Raw genomic sequence first — 20,945 nt, 5'->3', positions numbered from 1 at the left:
AATGCTGAAACAGGAATGGAAGCAGTTGTTTTCCAAACCGCTTTTATTGGGAACGATGATCGTCATGATGTTCATCCCGATTATTTATGGGGGATTTTTCCTCGGCTCTTCTTGGGACCCTTACGGAAAAACTGGTCAATTGCCGGTTGCGGTGGTGAATGAAGATCTGGCCGCAGCGTATCAGGGCAAGACATTTGCTATAGGAGACGAACTGGTCAGTAACTTAAAAGAAAATGAAACGCTTGATTGGCACTTTACGGATGCCAAAGAAGCTGAACAAGGCATGAACGATGGCGAATTTTTTATGGTGTTGACCATTCCAAAGGATTTCTCGAAAAATGCAGCATCGGTCATGGATGATCACCCGAAAGCCATGAACCTGCAGTACGAAACCAATCCGGGCCGCGGCTTTTTCATCGAAGCTGTCAGCAAACAGGCGACCATGGCCATCAAGCAACAAATTGCGGAAAATGTGACGAAAGAATACGTCAAAGCAGTTTTTGCACAAATTGAAACGTTAGGGCAAGGGGTGGAACAAGCGGCGGATGGCGCGGAACAGCTGGATGAGGGAACCCTGCAGCTCGAGGACGGCAACAGTAGATTGACTGCAGGACTGCGCGAATTGTCAGAAGGCAGTTTAACGTTCCAGCAAGGCGCCGAGCAATTGGAAATTGGCGTTGGGCAGTTTGCGGGTGGCGCAACTGAGCTGAACCAAGGGGCAGTTCGACTGAATAAAGGGATTTTTGACTATACCGAAGGGGTAGGCAGCCTCCAAAACGGAATAGCTGGACTGGCTGAAGGCACGGCTGCATTAGATGAAAATGGCTCGAGCCTTGTCCAGGGTTCCGAAAAATTGGCACAAGGCATCGGATCACTCCTCCCGGGTGCAGAACAATTGAACGACGGGCTTTCTGAAACTCAGCGTGGCAGTGAACAGCTGGATAATGGCTTGCATGAACTGCAATCACAAACCAGCCAATTGGCGGACAGCTCTTCAGGCATCCAGCAATTGGTTTCTGGCCAAGCCGCGCTAAGCGATGGCCTCGCTGATCTGTCGGCTGGTAGTACAGCACTTCAAGCCGGCCTCCACGTATTGAATGATGGGCTGCCCGAAGCAGGTCAAATCGAAAGCCTGCAACAAGGGCTCACGGGTATTCAGGCAAGCCTCAGCCAATTGAATGGTGCTGTTTCAGCCGTTAATGTACAAGGGGCTGCGGAGCTGCAAGCGGACATGGCTGCGGTGCAGCACAGTCTGGATGAGCTTCAGGCAACGCCTTCCGCTTCAGCCCTTGCTGCTTTGCAGGCGGCACCAGCTTATGGCGGGTTAACCGAAGAGCAGCAGGCTGAGCTATCAGCTGCCGTCAGCGGCAGTGCAGCTGAACAGTCCGCAGTGCAACAGGCTGCTCTTGAAACGCTTGAAGAAAATTTAGCCGCTGTATCGGCAGATGTAAACGAACAGCTTATTCCGGCATTTCAATCTCTTGGTTCATTGCCGGAGAAAATTACGGAATTGAACAAGGCTGCCGAAAGCGTGAATCCTCAAGCAGTCCAGGCACTCGGCGGGTATGCGTCAGTCCAGGAAGCACTCACCGGCCAGCTAATTCCTGGAGCGGCATCTCTTGTTTCCGGTGCGGATGCTGCTGTAGAAGGCAGCGGGAAACTGATGGCCGGTACAGTGGAGGCAACTGAAAATCTCCCTCAGCTGGCGGCTGCAGTCGACCGTTTGGCACAAGGCAGTTCGTCGTTGAATGAAGGCGTTTCGTCTCTTGCTTCCGGATCGGTTGGTCTTGTCGAAGGCGCGAGCGCCCTGCAAAAGGGATCTTTGGAATTGGAGGAAGGAACAGCTGCCTATACGGCTGGCGTATCAAAAACAGCAGAAGGAGCAGGCAAACTCCAACAGGGCACCGATCGTCTGGCTGCCAACTCAGCAGAGCTGAATTCGGGTTCGGATGAACTGGCAGAGGGTGCCGGTCGTCTGGCAGAGGGGGTTCCGGCACTTTCCGGTGGAGCAAGTGAACTTGCTGGAGGTGCAGCTGAATTGCGCGATGGGGCAGGGCAATTATCAGAAGGTTCGGGTGAGCTTGGAGAAGGCATCAACCAGCTTTCAGAAGGTTCATCTGAACTCGCTGCAAGTTTGGGCGAGGGAGCGGCAGACTTAAATGGCACTCAACTGAATGACGCCAACTTCACTATGCTGGCTGCCCCGGCAACAGCCACAGAAAGCCAGCGGAGCGATGTGCCGAACTACGGCCATGCATTGGCGCCTTATATTTTGTCGCTCGGCCTCTTTGTGGGTGCTTTGTCATTCAATTTGGTATTTCCGATCAATCCACCGGCCGGGCGCCCGACATCAGGCACGGCATGGTGGCTCAGCAAATTCTCACTTGGCTTCATCCAGGCGACATCAGCAGCATTGATTGTCGATGCCATCATGCTGTTCGGCTTTCACCTCCAGGTGGAACATATCGGGGAGTTTGTCGCGGTCTCCGTCATCACTTCGCTCACGTATATGTTCTTGATCATGTTCCTGGGGATGACGTTTGGAAATCCGGGACGGTTTGCGGCGATGATCCTGCTTGTCCTTCAATTGGGAGCGAGCGGGGGCATGTTCCCGGTAGAGCTGACAAACGGTTTCTTCCAGACCGTCCACAATTTTATCCCGATGAGCTATGCGCTCCTCGGCTTCCGGGAATCGATGTCTTCAGCGTATGGCGTAGACACATTTATAATGAGCATCTCCGTACTCGGAGCTTTCTTCCTCCTCTTCAATGTACTGCTCTGGCTTGTACTTAGCCTGCGCAGCCGCAAAGCATTCAGGCTGGCTGAAGAAAGTTAAGGGTCAATCCTCTGTTGAAGGGTCATGCAAAATGACCTCCAACAGAGGATTTTTTTGTGGCTAAATCGGCTGATGCCAGCAATGGGAAAGATGCTTATTTTCATCAGAATAGAATATTCAATCATTTCGTGTAAGTGCTGGATTTTTTTGGTATATTAAGGGCGAGGCTAAAAGAGAAAATGATCGCACAGGAGGTTGAAAAAGGATGAAGAAAATAATTTTTCCAGCAATTCTGCTGCTCATGTTAAGCGGTTGCGGAAATAGCGCGCGATATGATTTTTCAGGAAGCAGTGAGAATTGGGACGTGTTTTATGTGGTGGAGGTTTCAGACAGAGATCGGCAACAGGAAAATGGAACCGTCAAATATACCGGTGAGGGCGAAGCGCCGGAATTTATCGATTATAAACTCGAAACCACTTCAGGAGGTTCTGAAGGCACTGGCATCATGTTAGCAAATGGCGTCGGAAATATTGCAACTAGTTCTTGCGAAGGATGCGCGGTTATCCAAGAGGATGAAGAGGTGGAAGTGGAGATCACATGGGATGGGCAAACGGAAAAGATACTTTTATCTACTGAAGAGTAAGCTGTTTTTTAGTTTCGAATGTAACTGATTTGCAGATTCTTGAGAATTGGGTTTGTCGAAGAGAAATCTTATGAAATGATATAGTAAAGCGTCATTATGGTTAATTATTATGGGTATATTATTATTCTGTTTAAATTGGTTCACATCGGAAAGACGTGAATTACCAATGGGCGTTAATGTCTTTCTGGTCAGAAGAAACATTGGAAAAATCGATGGCCAAGCCGAATAGCGGCAAAACTGTCGGTCCACGGCTGGATTATTTCATCAAAAGTGAATCTCCGGACTACGACATCCGAGAACAAATAAAAGGAATCGACATACCAAGTTTCATCTATTCTGGAAAATACGATGCGCAATGCCCCTTGAAATTCGGAGAGGAAATTGCTGAGTTGATTCCAGGGGCCAGGTTTACTGTTTTTAACGAAAGTAATCATAATCCTTTTTCGGAAGAGGAAAGCCGATTCTGTGAATTTGTAAAGAAGACGCTTTAACTCATAGTATAAAATTGTGGGGGGAACTCATTTGATGAAAAAATTGATGATTTTGTTTCTTTCCACGATGCTTCTCTGTAGTTGCAATCCATTTGATACGAGTGATTACCAGGGCTATATCGAGGAAGTTAAGAAATCGAGTGTCATCATCTATCCTCCAGCCACTGACCCTGAAGCTGAATATCCTGTCTATGAAGTCTTTGTCACAGAAAAAACGAGTATAAAAGGAAAAAAAGAGTCATTTGATGAACTCGAGCGTTTGGACAAAGTGAAAGTTTGGGTTGAGGAGACAAGTGAAGAAAAAGAGCTGGCAGAAACGATCGGTGTAGAAGATTAACGCAAACTGTGCCGGTGGGTGCGCTGACTGAACAGATATTCTGACGTAAAGGAAGTGGGAAGAAATGAAGCGCTTGTTTGGTATGCTGGGTATTCTCCTGTTAGTGTTGGCGGGCTGTGGAAATTATGAAGGTGAAGTAACAGAAAAGACAGAGGTCAGTTTTAGTGTGGAAGTGCGGTCGGATGATCCGGAAGAAGAACCGGTTGTTCATGAAATGCATATGACTGACGGTACGAGATTCAAGGGGGCGATCAGTTCTTTCGAGGAATTGGAAGTAGGAGATCAAGTCCGTGTCATTCCTTTTGATGTTCCAGATGATTTCTCCGGAATCCTTCCTTCAGAAGTGATTGTGGAGTGAATAGGTGACGGAGACGACAATTCGCAAAAGTTGAAACGAGGGTTGGGTTCAATCGGAAAGGGAGGGATTCCGGATGTTCGGTATGAAAAGTAAAACTACTCTATGGCTGTCATTTTCAATTGTTTTCATGGCCGGCCTAGGTTCTTTAGGCGGATTGTTTTCTGAAGGACTTTACCGGGATAATGCACTCGTCGTTTCTGCCTGGCGAGGCAATGACATCGTGACCTTGTTTATCGTGGTGCCGCTGTTATTGATATCTGCGTTGTTTACAGCGCGTGCTTCTAACAGAGGCAGGCTGTTTTGGATGGGTTCCTTGTGGTATATGATCTACAATTATGTATTCTACCTTTTTGGAGCGGCCTTTAATAATTTCTTTCTGCTTTATGCAGCCTTGTTCGTAATTTCTCTATCTACATTTGTTATTGCGTTGATCCAAACAGATGCACAGGCATTCAGCCGGAGCTTCAGTGAGCGGATTCCCTACAAATCAGTCAGTATATTCATGTTCTGCTTCGCCATACTCTTAGGCAGCATGTGGATTATCTTGTCGCTCAGCTTTGTCTTTACTGGGCAGGTACACCAAAGTATTTTACAAACCGATCATCCAACTGCGGTTGTGTTTGCAGTAGACTTGACCTTATTGATACCGTCTTTAATCATCAGTGGGATCCTGTTGTGGCAAAAAAATGCATGGGGACCGATCGTGAGTTCAATCGTATTGGTAAAAGCCACGGCATATGGCCTGGCGTTGGCCAATATGACTGTACTCAGTTACCGCAATACAGGAGTGGTGGATCCGTTTATTCCGTTGTGGATCTTACTCACTGCAGGATCTGCAGTTTCGCTGGTTTTGTTGATGCGGAATATCAAAAATCTTCCCAAAGAATGATCTCTGGAGGAAACCAATATGAAGAAGGATATCGAAGAGCAGATTGTGAAATCTTTTTTTGAAAAACAGGTCCAGGAAAGGGTTCTTTACGAATTATTCACTCCGCAGAAAAGGGGCCATGCATTAAATCGGCTTTGCCATCAATACCAAAAGATGTTAAGAGAAAAATACATGATTGAAATTCCTCCACCCAACTCAGACCCGAATGGCATTTATGAGCTTCTTATAAGAAACGGCGCTGAAAAAATATGTTATTCCCTGTCTTACAATGAAGAGGTGGATGGACAAGAGCTTCCGCTGAAAGAAGCGTTGGGCCAAACGGTCGGTTTTGGCTTTCCTTCAATCATTTCATGTATTCCCGGCGAATTGGCCTATTTTGAAGCTGAACAAGGTTTTGGAGCGCCCCCGAGATTTTTATTGAAACGGCCTAGGTTAGCGTTTTAGAAACAAGGCAGGCATCCCTGCTTCTTTGACTGCCTGGAATCAACGCTGCCTTGGGCTTTTTCACGTGCTGCCTTCTGGACAAATCAAAAAGTCCGGGAAAACCGTTAGACGGTTTTCCCGGACTTTTTTAAATTCACCTTGTTGTTGATGGCTTCGAATGTCAAAGTTCGATTTTTGTTCAGCTAATTATAGATCTTGTACTGGTCCTGATCCGAAGTTTTCGCTTCATAGAGAGCCAAATCAGCGTATTTGACCAGTTGTTTTTCATCGCCAGCGTCATCCGGATAGAGGGAAATGCCGATGCCTGCGCCGATTCTGATTTTAAATCCATTGAAGTATAACGGTGCTTCAAACGAGTGCAGGATCCGGATGGCTGTGGTTTCTGCCACTTCCACCGAATCAAGCCCTGGCAGAATGATGCCCATCTCATCACCGCCCAAACGCGCAACTGTATCACTGGAGCGGATGCTGTTCTGCAGCCGAACGGCCATTTCCTTAATGACAGCGTCTCCTGCGTCATGGCCAAACTGGTCATTGATCTGCTTGAACTTGCGCCCATCGAGCATTAACACCGCGACTTTTTTGCCTGTGGTATTCGCTTGATGAATGGCTTTTTTCAATTTTTCATCAAAAGTACGGCGGTTAGGGATGCCAGACAAATGGTCGTAAAAGGCCATTTTCGCGACTTTATCCTGAAGTCTTCTTCGCTCCGTGATGTCTCTCGCAATGGTGAAAAATTGTTTCAATTCTCCGTTCGACAAGACAGGGGTAGGGGAGACCTCCATCCAGATGTAATGGCCATCCCGGTGCAAATAACGCACTTCGATAGCCGTCGGTTCTCCTCCATCGATCAAGGAAGCCACATTTTCCATTAAGTCGAAAGCATCTTCAGGATGGACATTGGTGGTGAAAGGACTGCCTATGTAGGTTTGATCAGGATATCCCAAGATTTTTTCACTTGCAGGGGATACGTATTCAACCTGCCCGGAAAGGTCGATCAACGTAATGATGTCAAAAGTGCTTTCCGTAATCAGCCGGTATTTCTCCTGGCTTTTTTGCAATTCCTGTTCGGCCTTTTTAAGTTCCGTCACATTTTTGTAGACGATCGTTGCCCCGATCACTTTTTTATCTGCATCTCGAAACGGTGAATAGGATGAGAGGATATTCAAGGGTTTGCCGGACTTGTTTACCCGCAGCGTATCATGGAATTTGACCGTTTCGCCATTTAAAATCTTTTCCACGATATTGTCTTGATCCGATTTCATCTGCTGCGGAATAATCGTCCCTTTTCCTGCTTTCATTTCCTCTTCCGTAAATTCAAAGGTCTCCTCAAAAGCTGGGTTTACTTTCAGGATATCCCCTTTTGTATCGATGTAAAAAATCGGATCTGTGGAATTATTCCAGAAAACCTCCAGTTCTTCCTTCGCTTCAATCAAAGCATTCTGGGCTTGATTATTTTCAGTGATATCAGCCACAATTCCATGAATTCCAACCAATTCACCATCCACCATGATGGGGATATTCATCACCTGTAAATCAATTAACCCACCGTCTTTTTTATGGAACGCCATTTCATAACGCGATGGCTGTTTATATTGAATGGCTTCATAAAAATAGCTGCGAACTTTTTCTTTTTCATCCGTCATGACAATCGAGAGAAATGAATTTTCCTGTAATTCGGCTAAGGAATAGCCAGTAATTTTTTCTGTGCCGGCATTTATACTTGTTAACGTACCTGTGCAGTCAAAAGTGAAAATTCCATGTGGGTGGTTGTCGATCAAGGATTTATAACGCTGTTTATTTTCGCGCAAAAGGCGTTCAGTTTTTTTCTGTTCAGTGATTTCTTTGGCGATGGCATAGATGCCTATTACGACTTCCTCGTTAATGATGGGAACCGTATTGACTTGAAAGGTGGCAAGGCGTTTGTTTTTGGTAAAGATGGTAGTTTCGAATTCAACAGGCTGCCCATTTAACGCTCTTTCAAATTGTCCAATGGTGTCCTGCTTATGGCTTTCTTCAACCATGGAAATAATCGAGTGGCCAAGCAATTCTTCTTCAGTAAATCCCGTAACTTCAGTGACCATTTTGTTAATGCTGATGAAGTTTTTGTGTTGATCAAATTCAAATACGGCATTTCCGTTGTTTTCTACCAGAGAGCTTAACCTTTTGCGTTCAATTTCAATATCTTTTCTCGTCTTCTGCAGGTCCTGCTTTTTATGTTCTCTTTCGGTGACATCTCGCACCACAGCCAATATGTACTGAAATTGGCCCTTTTCTGCTGAAATCGGATTGAGCATGGTTTCTCCAATAAATTCGCCATTTTCCGTTTCAATTTCCCCTACAAACTCTATCGGATTTTGAGAAGTTTTCGCTTTTCTATGCTGTTGGATCAGTTGATCGCTTTTTTCCGGAGGGAAGATCTCTTCGATTAGACAGCCAATAATATTTTGTGAAGGCATTAAGGCCAAGGCTGAGGGATTGGCGTAAATATAACGATAGGAATCTTGAACTTCCTCCATCAAAAAAATAGGATCTTTAATTAAATCGAAAAGAGGAGTGGAAGATAAAATGTCCTGCCCGAATTCTCTTGAAACATCTAACATTTTCATTGATCTCCTCTCGTAATAAAGATAATCATTTCGATAAAACTGCATTTGTGATTTCTTATCATCTCGCCTATTGATTCATCAAGTATGTATAAGGGAAAAGTCGTGAATACCGCATAATTCCCCACTAAAAAGGTAGTAATACCCATATGTTTCTAGTTTATAGGATTTTGCCGTTCTAAGATAGTGTTTTTTGACGGAAAATTAGAAAATATTAGGAATATTTTAAATGCCGAAGATTTCATAGGATTTCTCTTGTTGCAAGCATATGAAGGTTGTTTTTTTTCGAGGGATCGATTGGTATATTTGTATTTCGGATAGTAGCACTGAAAAATAAGGACATTTTCTTTTATTGATCAAATGCTCCAGTTAAGAGTCAGGAGGATAAATGATAGAAGCCTGTTTGCTTTGTATAGAAAGGCAAACAGGCTTTTTACCATTCCGTGCGGATCAATGCCGAACTATTCTTTTCTCACTGCTCCTCAGTCCTGTCATCAAGCTCCTGGCTGCGGACCACTAAAACATCACAGGGGCTGCTGCGGACAATGTGCTGGGATACACTTCCCAGCATAAAACGTTCCACTGCATTAATTCCGGATGCGCCACAGATGATCAAATCCGCCTCTACCCGTTTGGCCAAGTCACGCGCGATGACTTTCTTGGGAGAGCCAGGTGTGACGATGGCATTTACATCCTCGACCCCTGCGGCCAGGGCCTCCTTTTTGTAGTTCTCTAGAAGTTTACTGCCGAACTTAAAGGCATCCTGCTCAATTTCAGCGCCGTGGATTCTGATCGGGGTGTAGGTGCGCGGGTCTACAACATAGAGTAAGTTCAATCTGGCGTTGTTCCGCTTTGCAATGTCGATAGATTTGTTAAAGGCCAATCTTGCTTCTTCTGAACCATCGATTGCTACTAGAAGTTGTCGGTACGCTAAAGGCATGGTATCTCCTCCTGTCGGATTAGGTAGTAGAGAGTACTTCTCCACGTGAAGGCCAAATTCCTGCCGACAGATGGCCGAGACCGTTCTTCTTGAAGACGAATAAAAACTCCCCATGTGAGAATGAGGAGTATAATTGTTTTGCCGAAAGGAATTGCTCGTGTTGCTCAAATTGCCGAAAAAGTAGGAGGAGAGTCTGATGGGAAGAAAAACGAAATATAGTCTTATTTTCATTTTGGGAATCATTGCTTATCTTATAATTTCAACAGTACTGGCACTTTAGAATCACTTGTCAGCTGCAGAAACTTGAAAGGCCATCATCCGGATGTTCAGTGTGGCATCCCTATTGATTGACGTTTTTCTTTACTCGTCTATTTGCTTCTTTTTGCCGAAGACAGTCAGAATTCCATAAACCACAGCTGTACAGAGTATAATGATGCCCAAAGCATTTGTCATCAAATCAAAATCAAGTTCGTTGATTGAACCGGTAGTTTTCCCGGACTTGTCGATTGTCACTAAAGTCCAACCGTTGTAATCAAGTACAAAATAAGAAATGGCCAATCCTATCGCCAACCCTCCAACAATCGATATCCAACCCTTTTTCATGTTAACTCTCCTCCTTGTTTTTTCTGCATTCTAAACTTTTGATGGATTTGTTGCGGCTTTCCATAGGTCCTGTACTCATACAATTAAACAGCAGTGCGGAAAACCCTTTTATGGCATTGGCTGTCCGTTGCCAGTTCTCCACCAACTTAAATGGACAGCTATCCTTCCAAGCTCTGCCGATAGCAGAGGGGGAGAGCAGCGGATGGGAAGGGGATGTTCCAGTCAAAAAAAAGAACAGCCCCTTGTCCAGTTTATCGGACAAGGGGCTGTTGGTTTCAAGTCATTAATACTCTTTCACGTCAGGCATAGACGTTGGAGTATAGGTGGTGTTGCTGGCTTTAGGAGATTTTCGATTTTTTATCTTGTTAACCAGACCGATTGCAGTGTTGCTGTATTGGTTGACTTGGGCAATGTTTTGCTTGTCGCGGTCTACTCTTGATGAGATATCAACAGTGATTGCATGGACCGTCGCGTTTAAATCAATGACCGAATTCATGGTGCCTTTTGCAGCATCGACGAAAACGCTGATATTTTCGGATTTCATTTGCACATCTTCTTTTAATTCATTTGCGGTATGGGACAGCGTCGTTGCCTCCAAATTGAGTTTATCGACCCGCTCTTTTAAATTGTTCGCTGAACCTTTTATCTTTTTCACCGGTTCCTTGATTCCTGATATCATCATGACCACTCCGACGATTGCGATGATCAGCCCCAAGACGAAAATCCCAAGTGCTATGTACAGCCACATTGTTGAATCCATGCTGTTTCCTCCTTTAAATTAATTGATGTCTTGGGTATGCTATACCCTTTATGCACCGGTGATTAACCCATCAGAGGGCGGTTTCTGACACGGATCGGCGAAATTCTTCCTAACTGTCGATTCGTGAAAACCATAAAAGCATTCAGGCTTTTGCTGTTTTAGCAATTTGCTCTTTCAGGTGCTTTTTGATGGCGTCAATATCTCCGGAAACGGATGCTTCCCGTTTTTCATCTTTTTTAATTTTTTCAAGTGAATCAGCCAATACTTTTTCTGCTTTTTCACGCGGGACGACCGTGACGCCATCACAATCTCCGACGATGATATCCCCAGGCTCTATCGAAACACCTCCGCAGGAAATCGGAATATTTATTTCACCGATTCCGGCCTTGTTGCTGGCTGCAATCGTCGTTCCTTTACAGAAAATCGGGAAGTCCAATGCTTTACAGGCTTCCAGGTCACGGATAGCGCCATCTACGACAAATCCGCCGATTCCCAACGCTTTGGCCATGCCGAGGACAAAATCCCCTGCGACAGCACGCGACAGATCTCCCTTGGCATCGATGACGATGATATCCCCGGGCTCTGCTGCATCGAGCGCCTTTAAAACACAGTGATTGTCTCCAATGGGCATTTTCACGGTAAGGGCTCTTCCGCTGATTTTATAAGTATCCTTCAGCGGTTTGATGGATGAATGCAGGTTGTTTAAGCCATCCATTGCATCGGAGATTGCGGTAGTCGGAACGGATTTGTATTGTTCGCTGATCGTTTCAGTTGTCATCGTAAAAAAACTCCTTTGTTTTATAATATTTTTCAGGCATGTGAAAAACGAGTATCGGAACTTTTTCGTGAACCTATAATGGGGAGATAGACCAGAAAATTCCGACTTCGTCATTTTGATCATGTAAAAAGTATATCCTGCAGGTGTCCATAAGTAAAATCGATTAAGCAAATGAATAATGATAAGTTATCATTATGTTTGATTTTTAGCCATGTCCAGGATTCTGTTGCAAGTGAGCGGATTTTTGAGTGGAACAAATGCAATGGTCATCTAAAGAGAAGTTTTTTTCGTGAAAGTGAAGAATTTCGACTGGGGAAGTTTCTCTTTGTTTGATAGTTGGTAAAGTAACCACTAACAAATCAGTTTAGGGAGGCGTACAAAATGAAACTTGATCTTATTCGGCATTCGGAATGGGCAGATACCAAATTCACCTTGCATTTGATTTCACAGATTCTTGGAAAGCTGAAATTGGAAACAGCGCCGCAGGAGCCGCAATGGGCGCATGTCGGGCTGGATTTTACCCCTGATGGCTTTTCAACAGGATTATTGTTCGAGGGAAATGCTGTTTTTCAGGTGGATTTGGACATCCGCAACAGCCGGATTGTCGTCAATGTGGATGGAGATATTCAATCTTTTGAATTGACATCCTCCAAGTCCATCAAAGCGTATTTCGAGGAGATAGTAGGATCACTGAACACTCGCGGCATTGAAATAACGATCAATCCCAATCCGCAGGAAATGGCCTATAAAAACAAGTTGAATGAAGATGCCAGCCCTTTGATTTTCAACCAGCGGGATGCGATGAGGGGGTTGCAGCTTTTCCAGTTGGCACTGCACGAACAACTGAAGTTTGTGGGTCCATTAAGATGCCGGAAAATGAAGCCGCTATTGTTTTGGGGCACATTTGATGTATCTCTTCTTATCATCAACAATAAGATGGAACCATTTCCGGAAGACAAAATTATCGAAAAGGCAGCTTTTGATGAGCAGATGATTGAATATGGATTTTGGTTGGGAGATGAAAAAGTGGACGTGCCGACGTTTTTTGTTTTGCCCTATCCTTTCATGTACAAAGATTTAAACAGTGCTCTGTTAAAGCCCGAACAGGCGTATTATGACCAATCGAAGAGTGAGTATTTTCTGGACTTGGAAAGTGCCGCTGCTGCAAAAGATCCGAGTCATGCCATACAGGAATTTTTCCGCACCAGTTTTGAACTTCTCGTACAGGAGCTCGGGTGGGAAGAAACCTCTCACTATTTTATTCCGTTAAAAATGGAAAAACAAAAAGGCCAGGACCATACCGGGAAATCCGTCTGAATCTCTGGTGACGATTCCGTAGGATAACGAAACCTTTAAAAACCCGAGAACGAACAACTGCCCTGCTTCCGTTCAAAGCAGGGCAGTTGTTCGTTCTTAGACATTCTTGAAACAGGGAAATTCCCTCCTTTTATGTACATCGTCTACATCAGTTGATATACTAAATTATGGAATAAAAGAAGGGGAGTTGGAAATGAAAACTATTTGTCAGGCTTTGCTTGGTGCAGCAGCTGTCCATATCCTTTATTTTGCAGCTGTGTTTTCAGTTGGCTATGTTAAGGTGATCACTTACAGACCCAACTTTTCAAATGCTTGGGAAAACACAGAAAATCTGCAAAGTACGGCTGCTTTTGGCTCTGCCGGCTCTCCCATCCTCTATGTAGGAACATTTTTGGCAGCAACTGTTGCTTGTGTGCTGTTGTTAGTCGGGTATAAAAAACTTGCTTCTCTGCCTTGCAAGGTGGAGCGGATAAATAGAGATTAAGCAGCAGTTCTAAAGATGAAGAATTAAAGCCCATTGCCATGCTGATTCGAATAGTCAGCATGGCAATGGGCTTTTGCTTTGAACGGTATGCATAAAGCCAGAACCACTAGAGCTTTCACTTACTCATAAAGACTCTTATAACGCTTCATGAATTTCCCGTCGATGCGTTGCTTGATTTTCCAGGGAATCCTGCCGTGCAGAACCTGCTGGCCATAAGACAGGATAGCTTGACCTTCTCCTGTCGACAAAATCGAAACGAAGCGTTTTTGCGGAATGAACGGGACGAGTCCGTCATCCAATAAGCTGCTTTTCAAATTCTTCCATAGAATGGGGCCTTGCCGAACCGCATAGACGCCATTTTTGGCGAGTGAGGGGTAACGGTCGATTGTGATGCAATCGCCGGCTCCGAAGATGTCGGGATGCTTGACGCTTTGCAATGCATCGTTGACCAGCAGAAATCCATCGTCATCCGTGGGCAATCCGGAGAGGGTGAACAAATCTGAACTTTTCGGCCCCGTCAGCCAAAGTACTCCTGATTGCGGATAAGACCGCCCATCACTCGTCATGATACTGAGCCCGTCCACCGAGTTCACCGAAACACCCGTAAAAAAAGGCAAGGCTTTGTGCTTTGCGATAGTTTCAACTTTTTTCGAAGCGGCATCTCCTTGGCCAGAAAGCAAGGAAGTTGAACTGAATAAAGCCACATTGGCAGGCAGCTTATGCTGTTTTCTCCATGCCAGAATGGAAAAGGCCAATTCAACGCCGGAAGCGCCTCCTCCGACGATTACGGGTGAAGCGGAATTCCGCAGCTGCAGCAATTGCTCTGGAAACCGGTAATTGGGTTTAATAGAGGAAACGTGTTCTCGCATTGCTGCCGGAATAGCGGTTTGTGAGCCGATATCAAACGACACGGCGTCATAAGAATATACTGCGCCATTTGCACCCTTTAATTCTTTCGCCTCGGCATCGACGGCGAGTATCAGATCCTCAACAAATTCTGCCCCGATCTTATCAGAAAATCTTTTCAGATCAATCCGGATATCATCGAGGCTGTAAACGCCTTCCGTGTATCCGGAAAACATGCCCGAATAATACTGGTAAGGAGAAGGAGAAATCAGCAGAACGCGCCAGTCTTGCGGCAACTCATCTTTCGTTTGTTCAAGACAATGCAAATGCGCATGTCCGCCTCCGACCAGTACAAGGGTCTTCATCTTATTTCACTCCTGTCTACTTCAGAATCCGTTTGGCTTCAGCCAAACGTTGGGAAATTGTGACAATCTGAACGGCGAAAAAAATCAGTGTGATTGCTGTTAAGTGCGTTGAAAAAATGATCATTAGGGTAAAGAAGATAAAGCCTTCTGTTCTTTCGGCCAATCCTGCCTGGTAATAGAACGACTTCATGCCTTGTTTATCCGATAACGCGCCAACAGTCAGGAAGACCGTCATCGCGACGATGATGGAAACGCTCAGCAGCAACAATGCCCACATCGAATCGGGAAACCGGAAAGCCAATCCTAAGATGACGCTGATTTCCACCAGGCGATCAAAGCTGATGTCGAGCAGCGTTCCCCAGGAGGACGGCTTGGTTTTCCGCGCCATGGTGCCATCGACGACATCGAGATAACCAGAGAACCAGAGGACAGCCAGGGCCCAGAAAGGCTGATCCAAATAAATAAAAACACCTGAAGACATGCCGATGACAAAAGCGATTTTCGTCACGCCGTCAGCGGTAAAGCCGGCTTTCAGCAAAAAATCAGCCGTTTTTTCTACGGCTGGTTGAACGTGTTTTCGTGCATGTGTATCGAGCATGTAGTTCACCTTTTCATTTTCAAGATATTTTCAGTATAGTATAGGATTCCGATTAGAACCCGTAATCCCACTCGGAGACCCAATTAATGGGCTCGGTAAAAAACTTTTCATATCTGAGTGGGATTAGGAGTAAGTTTTTTAGGATTTTTGATAAGATGGTTGTAATTCAGGAAAAGAAAGGAAATGGTAAAGATGGTAAAAAAGTATGATATCGCAATAATTGGAGCCGGCGCTGCCGGATTGACAGCCGCATTTACAGGAGCCGGATTCTCAAAAAAAGTCGTGTTGATCGACAAGAACCTGCCGGGCGGAGAATGTACATGGTCAGGCTGTATTCCAAGCAAATCACTGATCAATATCGCCAAAGAAGTCCATCATGCCAAAAAATACACCCCGAATCTGCAAGTCGACACAGCTGTCATATTGAAAGACATCCAGGAAGTCATCCAAAAAGTCTATGCGGGTGAATCGCCGGAAGTGCTGAAACAGTCCGGCATCGACTTTATCAATGGCTACGCAAAATTTGTAGGGCCGCATGCAGTGGAAGTCGACGGGGAACGCATTGAAGCGAAGAAAATCATCCTTTCCACTGGATCATCCCCAATGGTTCCACCAATCGATGGTTTGGATAAGGTAGCGTATTTGACCAATGAAACCATCTTCACCCAGAAAACTTTTCCGAAATCCATGACCATTCTTGGGGGAGGAGCTATAGGCGTCGAAATGAGCCAGGCTTTGAACCGAGTTGGTGTGAAAGTGACATTGGTCGAGAAATTCGAACGGATCTTGCCGAAGGATGAAGAAGATCTGGTCCTGATGATCCAGCAGCGGCTGATCGACGAAGGCGTAACCATCCACACCGGCGCCACTGCCGTTAAAGCCGAGCAAAAAGGCGGCCAAATCGACTTGAAAATTGAAAAAGACGGAAAAGATATGACCGTTTCCGCTGAAGGGCTCTTGGTCGCACTGGGACGGCAGGCGAACGTCAAAGGCTATAATTTGGAACGAGCAGGCGTAGAATTTGATTCGAAAAGCATCCAAGTGGATGACCATATGGAGACTACCGCTAAAGGCATCTACGCAATCGGCGATGTTGTCGGCCCTTACCAATTGTCGCATATGGCCAACGCACAAGGCATTACGGCTACGCAAAACGCCATTTTGCCGATCAACAAAAAAATGGATTACGAGCATGTCACGTGGTGTACATACACGGATCCCGAACTCGGCCGATCCGGGTTGTCCGAAGAAGAAGCGCGCGAAAAATACGGCGATTCCATTCGGGTCTATGAACACGATTACGCCGATATTGACCGCGCCAATACGAAAAAAGACAGCATCGGCAAAGTGAAAATCATTCTGGATAAAAAAGGGTATATTTTAGGCGCCAGCATTCTCGGTGACCGCGCCGGTGAAATCATCAGCCAGATCCAGACCATCAAATCTTTGCATATCAATATGGGCAAACTATCGGGTGTCATCCATCCATACCCGACCTACAGTGAAGTGCTGGTGAAAATCGGCAAGAAAGTCTATGTCGACAACCTATTGAACCAGCCGGTCGTCAAAACCTTCAATAAAGCAAGAGCAGGAGAACTGCCGGCGGACAAAGTCGCCATTTATGGAGCCGCTACCGCAGCTGGAATCGGCATCGCCAACATGGCCATTAAAAACAACGTCAAGCCGAAACTCGGTGTGGAAAACGGCCGTCTGAAGAAAATGCCGTCAACGCCGAATGCCGTTTCGTCACAAGCCGAATCAAAAGACAAGCACGTTCCGGCATGGCCGTATAACGGCAGCAAAAGCGAAGCGAAAAAGAACGTGATCGGCATGCTGAAAGGTTATGAAGGCGTGACGATCATGCAAAACGACGAAAATTATGTCTATGCAGTCGCCAAGTCCAAAACCATGCGATTCAAAGATGACATCGAATTCTATTTCAATGATGCCGCACAGCGGATCGAGTTCCGTTCAGCATCGCGTATAGGCTATTCAGATGCAGGCGTCAACCGCAAACGTTATGATGAAATGAGAAACCGGTACTTCAGCATCTCGGCACATACCCGCAACTCATGAGCAAGAGTTCGGCTCTCCAAATAGGGAAATGGCTTTTGGCCGCATTCGCAGTGGGGTTGGTCATTTGGCTCAGCCGCTCGGTTTTTGAAGTCGATGCTACTGATCTCCGCAGCTGGATTTTATCCTTCGGCCTATGGGCGCCGGTCATGTACATCGTCATCTATACCATCAGGCCGCTGATCTTTTTTCCGGCATCGGTCCTTTCGATTGCCGGAGGCTTGGCTTTCGGCGCCTGGCTCGGGACGCTCTACACCATCATCGGTGCCACATTGGGCGCGATGCTGTCCTTTTATGTGGCGAAAACGTTCGGCAAAAGATTGGTCCGCAAGGAATGGACCGGCAATGCCGGCAAGATCCAATCCCAAATGGAGCAGAACGGTTTTTTCTACGTCTTGCTGTTCCGGTTCATACCGGTCATCAATTTTGATTTGATCAGCTATGCAGCAGCTTTTGCGAAGGTCCGTTTCACTTCTTTTGCGCTGGCCACATTGGTCGGGATCATACCAGGGACCTTTGCCTATAATTTTCTAGGCAGCAGCTTTGTCAGTGGCAATCCCAAAATCATCGTTCTGGCGGTAACGGTATTCGTCATTTTGACGGTGGTTCCGATTGTTATCCGAAATCGCTGGAATAAAAGACAGGCCACCGACAAGTAATTAAGGAATTTATCAAAGGATATAGGAAGTGGAAAAATGAAGAAGTTTTCATTAATAGTGCCAGGGCTGCTGGTGCTCGCATTGGCAGCGTGTTCCGAAGAAACCGGAAACGGTGCTGCGGCAGAAGGGGATAGCCTGCTGGCAAGTGGCTGGGAAGACGTTTCAGAAGCGGCGGCAGGGCAGAGGGTCAATATGTACATGTGGGGCGGCAACGACAACATCAACCGCTACCTCGACGAATGGGTGGCTCCCCGCTTGAAAGAACAGCATGACGTCGACTTGAACCGCGTGCCGATGAACGATGCGCAGGACATTATCAACCAATTGGTCGATGAAAAATCAGCCGGCAAGACCGAAGGCAGCATGGACATCATTTGGATCAACGGCGAGAATTTCAAAGCGGCTAAAGACAATGAGCTGCTGTGGGGGGATTTCACAGGGCAATTGCCGAATTTCAATGACTATGTCGATGCGGAAGCACCGGAAATTGCAACCGATTTTGGCGAAACTGTGGATGGATTGGAAGCGCCGTGGGGCAAAGCCCAATTTGTTTTTGTCCACGATGAAAACAAGTCGGAGGATCCGCCGAAATCGATGGATGAGCTGGCCGAATGGGTGCAGGACAACCCTGGCCAATTTACTTATCCGGCCTTGCCTGACTTTACCGGCAGTGCCTTTATCCGCCACGTGCTCTACGAAACAACCGGCGGCTACGAACAGTACCAGCAGCCGGCCGCTGACATCGAAGACCTCGAAGAACGTCTTGAACCGATGTGGCAATACTTGAATAGAATCGAACCGTATTTATGGCGTGAAGGCGAAACCTATCCGGAAAGCCTGGCCAAACAGGACCAATTGTTTGCGAGCGGCGAAATCGGCATGACCATGAGCTACGATCCGGCGCTTGCCGCCAGCGAAGTGCTGAAAGGGCGTTTTCCTGACTCCACCCGTACTTTCCTGCTGGAAGGCGGGACACTGGCCAATACGCATTTCCTGTCGATTCCATTCAACTCTTCGGCAAAAGCCGGAGCGATGGTGGCCATCAACGAGATGATGTCACCGGAAGCCCAAACCGCTAAATTGTCTCCTGAAAACTGGGGCGATTTGTCGGCATTGGATTTGGAGAAATTATCGCCTGAGCAGCAACAGGCCATGAACGATGTGGACCTAGGCGCAGCCACATTGCCGTTGGAAGAGTTGGAGCAACACCGTCTTCCGGAGCTGTCAGCCGATTACATTGAAATCATCGAAAAAGGATGGATGGAACATGTGGCAAAAGACTAAACCCTATCTTTTGCTGCTGCCAGCCATCGGCACCATCGTCCTCCTATTCTTTGGGGGACTTTTTGATGGGCTCCTGAAAAGCCTGGGCTATTTTCCGGCAATTGGGGAAACCCGTTTTGAGTTTACCGCGTACACGGATTTATTCCGTTCTTCCGAGTTTTGGGAATCGCTCTTCCTGACGCTGAGAGTCGCTGCGCTGTCTTCATTGATAGCGGCAATATTGGGGGCAGCCGTTGCCTTTTCATTGTTTCTGTTGAATGAATCGGCAAAATCAGGAACCACTCAAATTTGGCACCGCTTGTTTCAGCTTCCATTGACGATTCCGCATCTGGTCGGCGGCTATATCATCGTCCTGCTGTTTATGCAAAGTGGATTTTTATCGAAGATTTGGGCTTCAGCGGGTTTTATTGATGAAATCCCGGATTTTCCCGTGTTGGTCAATGACCCGTTCGGATGGGGCATCATTTTGACTTATGCCTGGAAAGAGGCACCTTTTGTGTCTTTGATGATCTACCCGGTGCTGTCACGGATTCACCGGTCGTGGCGCGATGTATCGCGTGTCTTTGGTGCCGGCACCTGGGATTATATCCGCGAAATCGTCCTGCCGGTGATGCTGCCCGCTTGGACCATTGCGGCATTTATCGTTTTTGTCTTTACTTTTTCAGCTTTTGAAGTGCCATTTTTACTCGGCGTGACTTATCCGAGCATGCTGCCGGTCTACTCTTATCAGCTGTACACCAGCGGTACATTGGCAGACCGGCCGGAAGCATTGGCGGTCAACATCATTCTTGCCGTCCTCACCATTTTGCTTGGGCTGGTCGTCTATTACTTCAGCAAACGCTGGAACGTCTTGAAGGGGTGGGATTGATGAATACATCCCGGCCATTAGTGAAAATCATTTTATTCACCCTGTTATTCATCGTCATCATCTTTCCGTTTATTCCTTTAGTGTTATCGAGCGTTTCCTTTGGTTGGCGATGGCCCAATCTTTTTCCTGAGTCATTCAGTTTCCGCGCCTGGGAATATGTGCTGGCTGGAAACTCCGGTACTTGGCAGGCAGTGTCAGTGAGCCTGTTGATTGCTGCTATCGTCACAGGGGTGAATATCTTCCTGGCTGTGCCTGCCGCCTATGCATTGGTGCGCCATTCACTGCGCGGCAAGTGGCTGCTGGAAGCGATCATTTTTGCGCCTATCGTCATTCCGCCATTTGTCGCGGTGATGGGAATCCATTTGACCTTTTTGCGCCTGGGCTTGACGGAGACTATTTTCGGTGTGGTCCTGGCGCATATTTCACCGACCCTGCCCTATATGGTCCGCGCTGTCGTGATCAGCTATAATACTTTATCGGTCGATTGGGAAGACCAGGCACGGATGCTCGGAGCGGGGCCGATTTCCCGGTTTACGCATGTGGTGCTGCCGCATTTGTTGCCCGGCATCGCAGCGGGGGCCAGCTTGAGCGTCCTAATTTCCTTGAGCCAATACTTGATCACGTTCATCATTGGCTCGGGCCAGGTCGTGACTTTGCCGATTCTGCTGTTTCCATTCATCAGCGGCGGAGATCCGGCGATTGCGTCGGCCTATTCTTTGTTGTTTGCCGGAATTGCCATCCTGACCTTGATTGGCATGGATGCCGCGTTGAAAAGATATTACCAAAATAAGAAAGCCGCCGCAGAGAAGGGCTAAAGGAGTGGGAA

General features: G+C 46.5%; 21 protein-coding genes. 14 read left to right on the top strand and 7 right to left on the bottom strand.

Translation table 11 applies throughout. From position 1 onward, the window contains the following. Window position 1: 1 nt before the first annotated feature. The 7 genes from AC1MEO_RS04065 (at window position 2) to AC1MEO_RS04035 (ending at window position 5,938) form a co-directional block, all read left to right on the top strand. A complete protein-coding gene (locus tag AC1MEO_RS04065; RefSeq protein ID WP_480336015.1) occupies window positions 2–2,836 on the top strand; it encodes a YhgE/Pip family protein in 2,835 nt (944 codons plus the stop codon). A 205-nt stretch (window positions 2,837–3,041) separates the two neighbouring features. After that, window positions 3,042–3,419: a membrane lipoprotein lipid attachment site-containing protein gene (locus AC1MEO_RS04060; protein WP_480334510.1), complete on the top strand. Its 378-nt coding sequence runs from the start codon at window positions 3,042–3,044 to the stop codon at window positions 3,417–3,419. A gap of 176 nt (window positions 3,420–3,595) precedes the next feature. After that, complete coding sequence (locus AC1MEO_RS04055) at window positions 3,596–3,910, top strand: alpha/beta fold hydrolase (RefSeq protein WP_480334508.1); 315 nt, start codon at window positions 3,596–3,598, stop codon at window positions 3,908–3,910. A gap of 34 nt (window positions 3,911–3,944) precedes the next feature. Then, a complete protein-coding gene (locus AC1MEO_RS04050; RefSeq protein ID WP_480334506.1) occupies window positions 3,945–4,247 on the top strand; it encodes a hypothetical protein in 303 nt (100 codons plus the stop codon). A 64-nt stretch (window positions 4,248–4,311) separates the two neighbouring features. Then, entirely contained in the window at window positions 4,312–4,605 is a 294-nt protein-coding gene (locus AC1MEO_RS04045) for a hypothetical protein (protein WP_480334505.1), read from the top strand. A gap of 73 nt (window positions 4,606–4,678) precedes the next feature. Continuing rightward, window positions 4,679–5,494: a hypothetical protein gene (locus AC1MEO_RS04040; RefSeq protein WP_480334503.1), complete on the top strand. Its 816-nt coding sequence runs from the start codon at window positions 4,679–4,681 to the stop codon at window positions 5,492–5,494. 18 nt (window positions 5,495–5,512) lie between these two features. Further along, the gene (locus tag AC1MEO_RS04035; RefSeq protein WP_480334502.1) at window positions 5,513–5,938 is read left to right on the top strand and encodes a hypothetical protein; all 426 of its coding nucleotides are present in this window, start codon (window positions 5,513–5,515) and stop codon (window positions 5,936–5,938) included. Window positions 5,939–6,120: 182 nt separating this feature from the next. On the opposite strand, the gene AC1MEO_RS04030 is transcribed toward AC1MEO_RS04035, so the two are convergent. The 5 genes from AC1MEO_RS04030 to AC1MEO_RS04010 form a co-directional block, all read right to left on the bottom strand. Continuing rightward, window positions 6,121–8,547 carry a PAS domain S-box protein gene (locus AC1MEO_RS04030; protein WP_480334501.1) on the bottom strand — a complete coding sequence of 809 codons (2,427 nt, stop codon included), beginning with the start codon at window positions 8,545–8,547 and terminating at the stop codon, window positions 6,121–6,123. Between the two features lie 469 nt (window positions 8,548–9,016). Continuing rightward, a complete protein-coding gene (locus tag AC1MEO_RS04025; RefSeq protein ID WP_480334499.1) occupies window positions 9,017–9,484 on the bottom strand; it encodes a universal stress protein in 468 nt (155 codons plus the stop codon). A gap of 360 nt (window positions 9,485–9,844) precedes the next feature. Further along, on the bottom strand, window positions 9,845–10,087 hold the full coding sequence (locus AC1MEO_RS04020) for a hypothetical protein (RefSeq protein ID WP_480334498.1): 243 nt from the start codon (window positions 10,085–10,087) through the stop codon (window positions 9,845–9,847). A gap of 283 nt (window positions 10,088–10,370) precedes the next feature. Further along, on the bottom strand, window positions 10,371–10,847 hold the full coding sequence (locus tag AC1MEO_RS04015) for a DUF948 domain-containing protein (protein WP_480334497.1): 477 nt from the start codon (window positions 10,845–10,847) through the stop codon (window positions 10,371–10,373). Window positions 10,848–10,989: 142 nt separating this feature from the next. Further along, window positions 10,990–11,625 carry an RraA family protein gene (locus AC1MEO_RS04010; protein WP_480334496.1) on the bottom strand — a complete coding sequence of 212 codons (636 nt, stop codon included), beginning with the start codon at window positions 11,623–11,625 and terminating at the stop codon, window positions 10,990–10,992. 381 nt (window positions 11,626–12,006) lie between these two features. On the opposite strand from AC1MEO_RS04010, the gene AC1MEO_RS04005 reads away from it, so the two are divergent. Both AC1MEO_RS04005 and AC1MEO_RS04000 read left to right on the top strand, forming a co-directional pair. Continuing rightward, complete coding sequence (locus AC1MEO_RS04005) at window positions 12,007–12,942, top strand: DUF5996 family protein (protein ID WP_480334495.1); 936 nt, start codon at window positions 12,007–12,009, stop codon at window positions 12,940–12,942. A 187-nt stretch (window positions 12,943–13,129) separates the two neighbouring features. Beyond that, entirely contained in the window at window positions 13,130–13,426 is a 297-nt protein-coding gene (locus AC1MEO_RS04000) for a hypothetical protein (RefSeq protein WP_480334494.1), read from the top strand. Window positions 13,427–13,545: 119 nt separating this feature from the next. On the opposite strand, the gene AC1MEO_RS03995 is transcribed toward AC1MEO_RS04000, so the two are convergent. Next, window positions 13,546–14,637: an FAD-dependent oxidoreductase gene (locus AC1MEO_RS03995; RefSeq protein WP_480334492.1), complete on the bottom strand. Its 1,092-nt coding sequence runs from the start codon at window positions 14,635–14,637 to the stop codon at window positions 13,546–13,548. Between the two features lie 16 nt (window positions 14,638–14,653). After that, the gene (locus AC1MEO_RS03990) at window positions 14,654–15,235 is read right to left on the bottom strand and encodes a CDP-alcohol phosphatidyltransferase family protein (protein ID WP_480334491.1); all 582 of its coding nucleotides are present in this window, start codon (window positions 15,233–15,235) and stop codon (window positions 14,654–14,656) included. A 192-nt stretch (window positions 15,236–15,427) separates the two neighbouring features. Here AC1MEO_RS03990 and AC1MEO_RS03985 point away from each other — a divergent pair, with 192 nt between their 5' ends. Genes AC1MEO_RS03985 through AC1MEO_RS03965 form a run of 5 tightly spaced genes read left to right on the top strand, consistent with a single transcriptional unit; the run spans window position 15,428 to window position 20,934 of the window. Continuing rightward, window positions 15,428–17,311: an FAD-dependent oxidoreductase gene (locus AC1MEO_RS03985; protein WP_480334490.1), complete on the top strand. Its 1,884-nt coding sequence runs from the start codon at window positions 15,428–15,430 to the stop codon at window positions 17,309–17,311. Further along, window positions 17,308–17,967 (top strand): TVP38/TMEM64 family protein, encoded by a 660-nt coding sequence (locus AC1MEO_RS03980; RefSeq protein ID WP_480334489.1) that lies wholly within the window; start codon window positions 17,308–17,310, stop codon window positions 17,965–17,967. Before AC1MEO_RS03985 ends, AC1MEO_RS03980 begins: the two co-directional genes overlap by 4 nt. Before the next feature lie 36 nt (window positions 17,968–18,003). After that, entirely contained in the window at window positions 18,004–19,251 is a 1,248-nt protein-coding gene (locus tag AC1MEO_RS03975) for an ABC transporter substrate-binding protein (protein ID WP_480334487.1), read from the top strand. Continuing rightward, window positions 19,235–20,119 carry an ABC transporter permease gene (locus AC1MEO_RS03970; RefSeq protein WP_480334486.1) on the top strand — a complete coding sequence of 295 codons (885 nt, stop codon included), beginning with the start codon at window positions 19,235–19,237 and terminating at the stop codon, window positions 20,117–20,119. Before AC1MEO_RS03975 ends, AC1MEO_RS03970 begins: the two co-directional genes overlap by 17 nt. Beyond that, window positions 20,119–20,934 carry an ABC transporter permease gene (locus tag AC1MEO_RS03965; protein ID WP_480334484.1) on the top strand — a complete coding sequence of 272 codons (816 nt, stop codon included), beginning with the start codon at window positions 20,119–20,121 and terminating at the stop codon, window positions 20,932–20,934. The genes AC1MEO_RS03970 and AC1MEO_RS03965 overlap by 1 nt, the downstream gene beginning before the upstream one ends. The last annotated feature ends 11 nt before the right edge of the window (window positions 20,935–20,945 follow it).

This window comes from Planococcus sp. BI3 (assembly GCF_056680115.1).
This window is presented reverse-complemented; position numbering and strand designations above follow the sequence as displayed.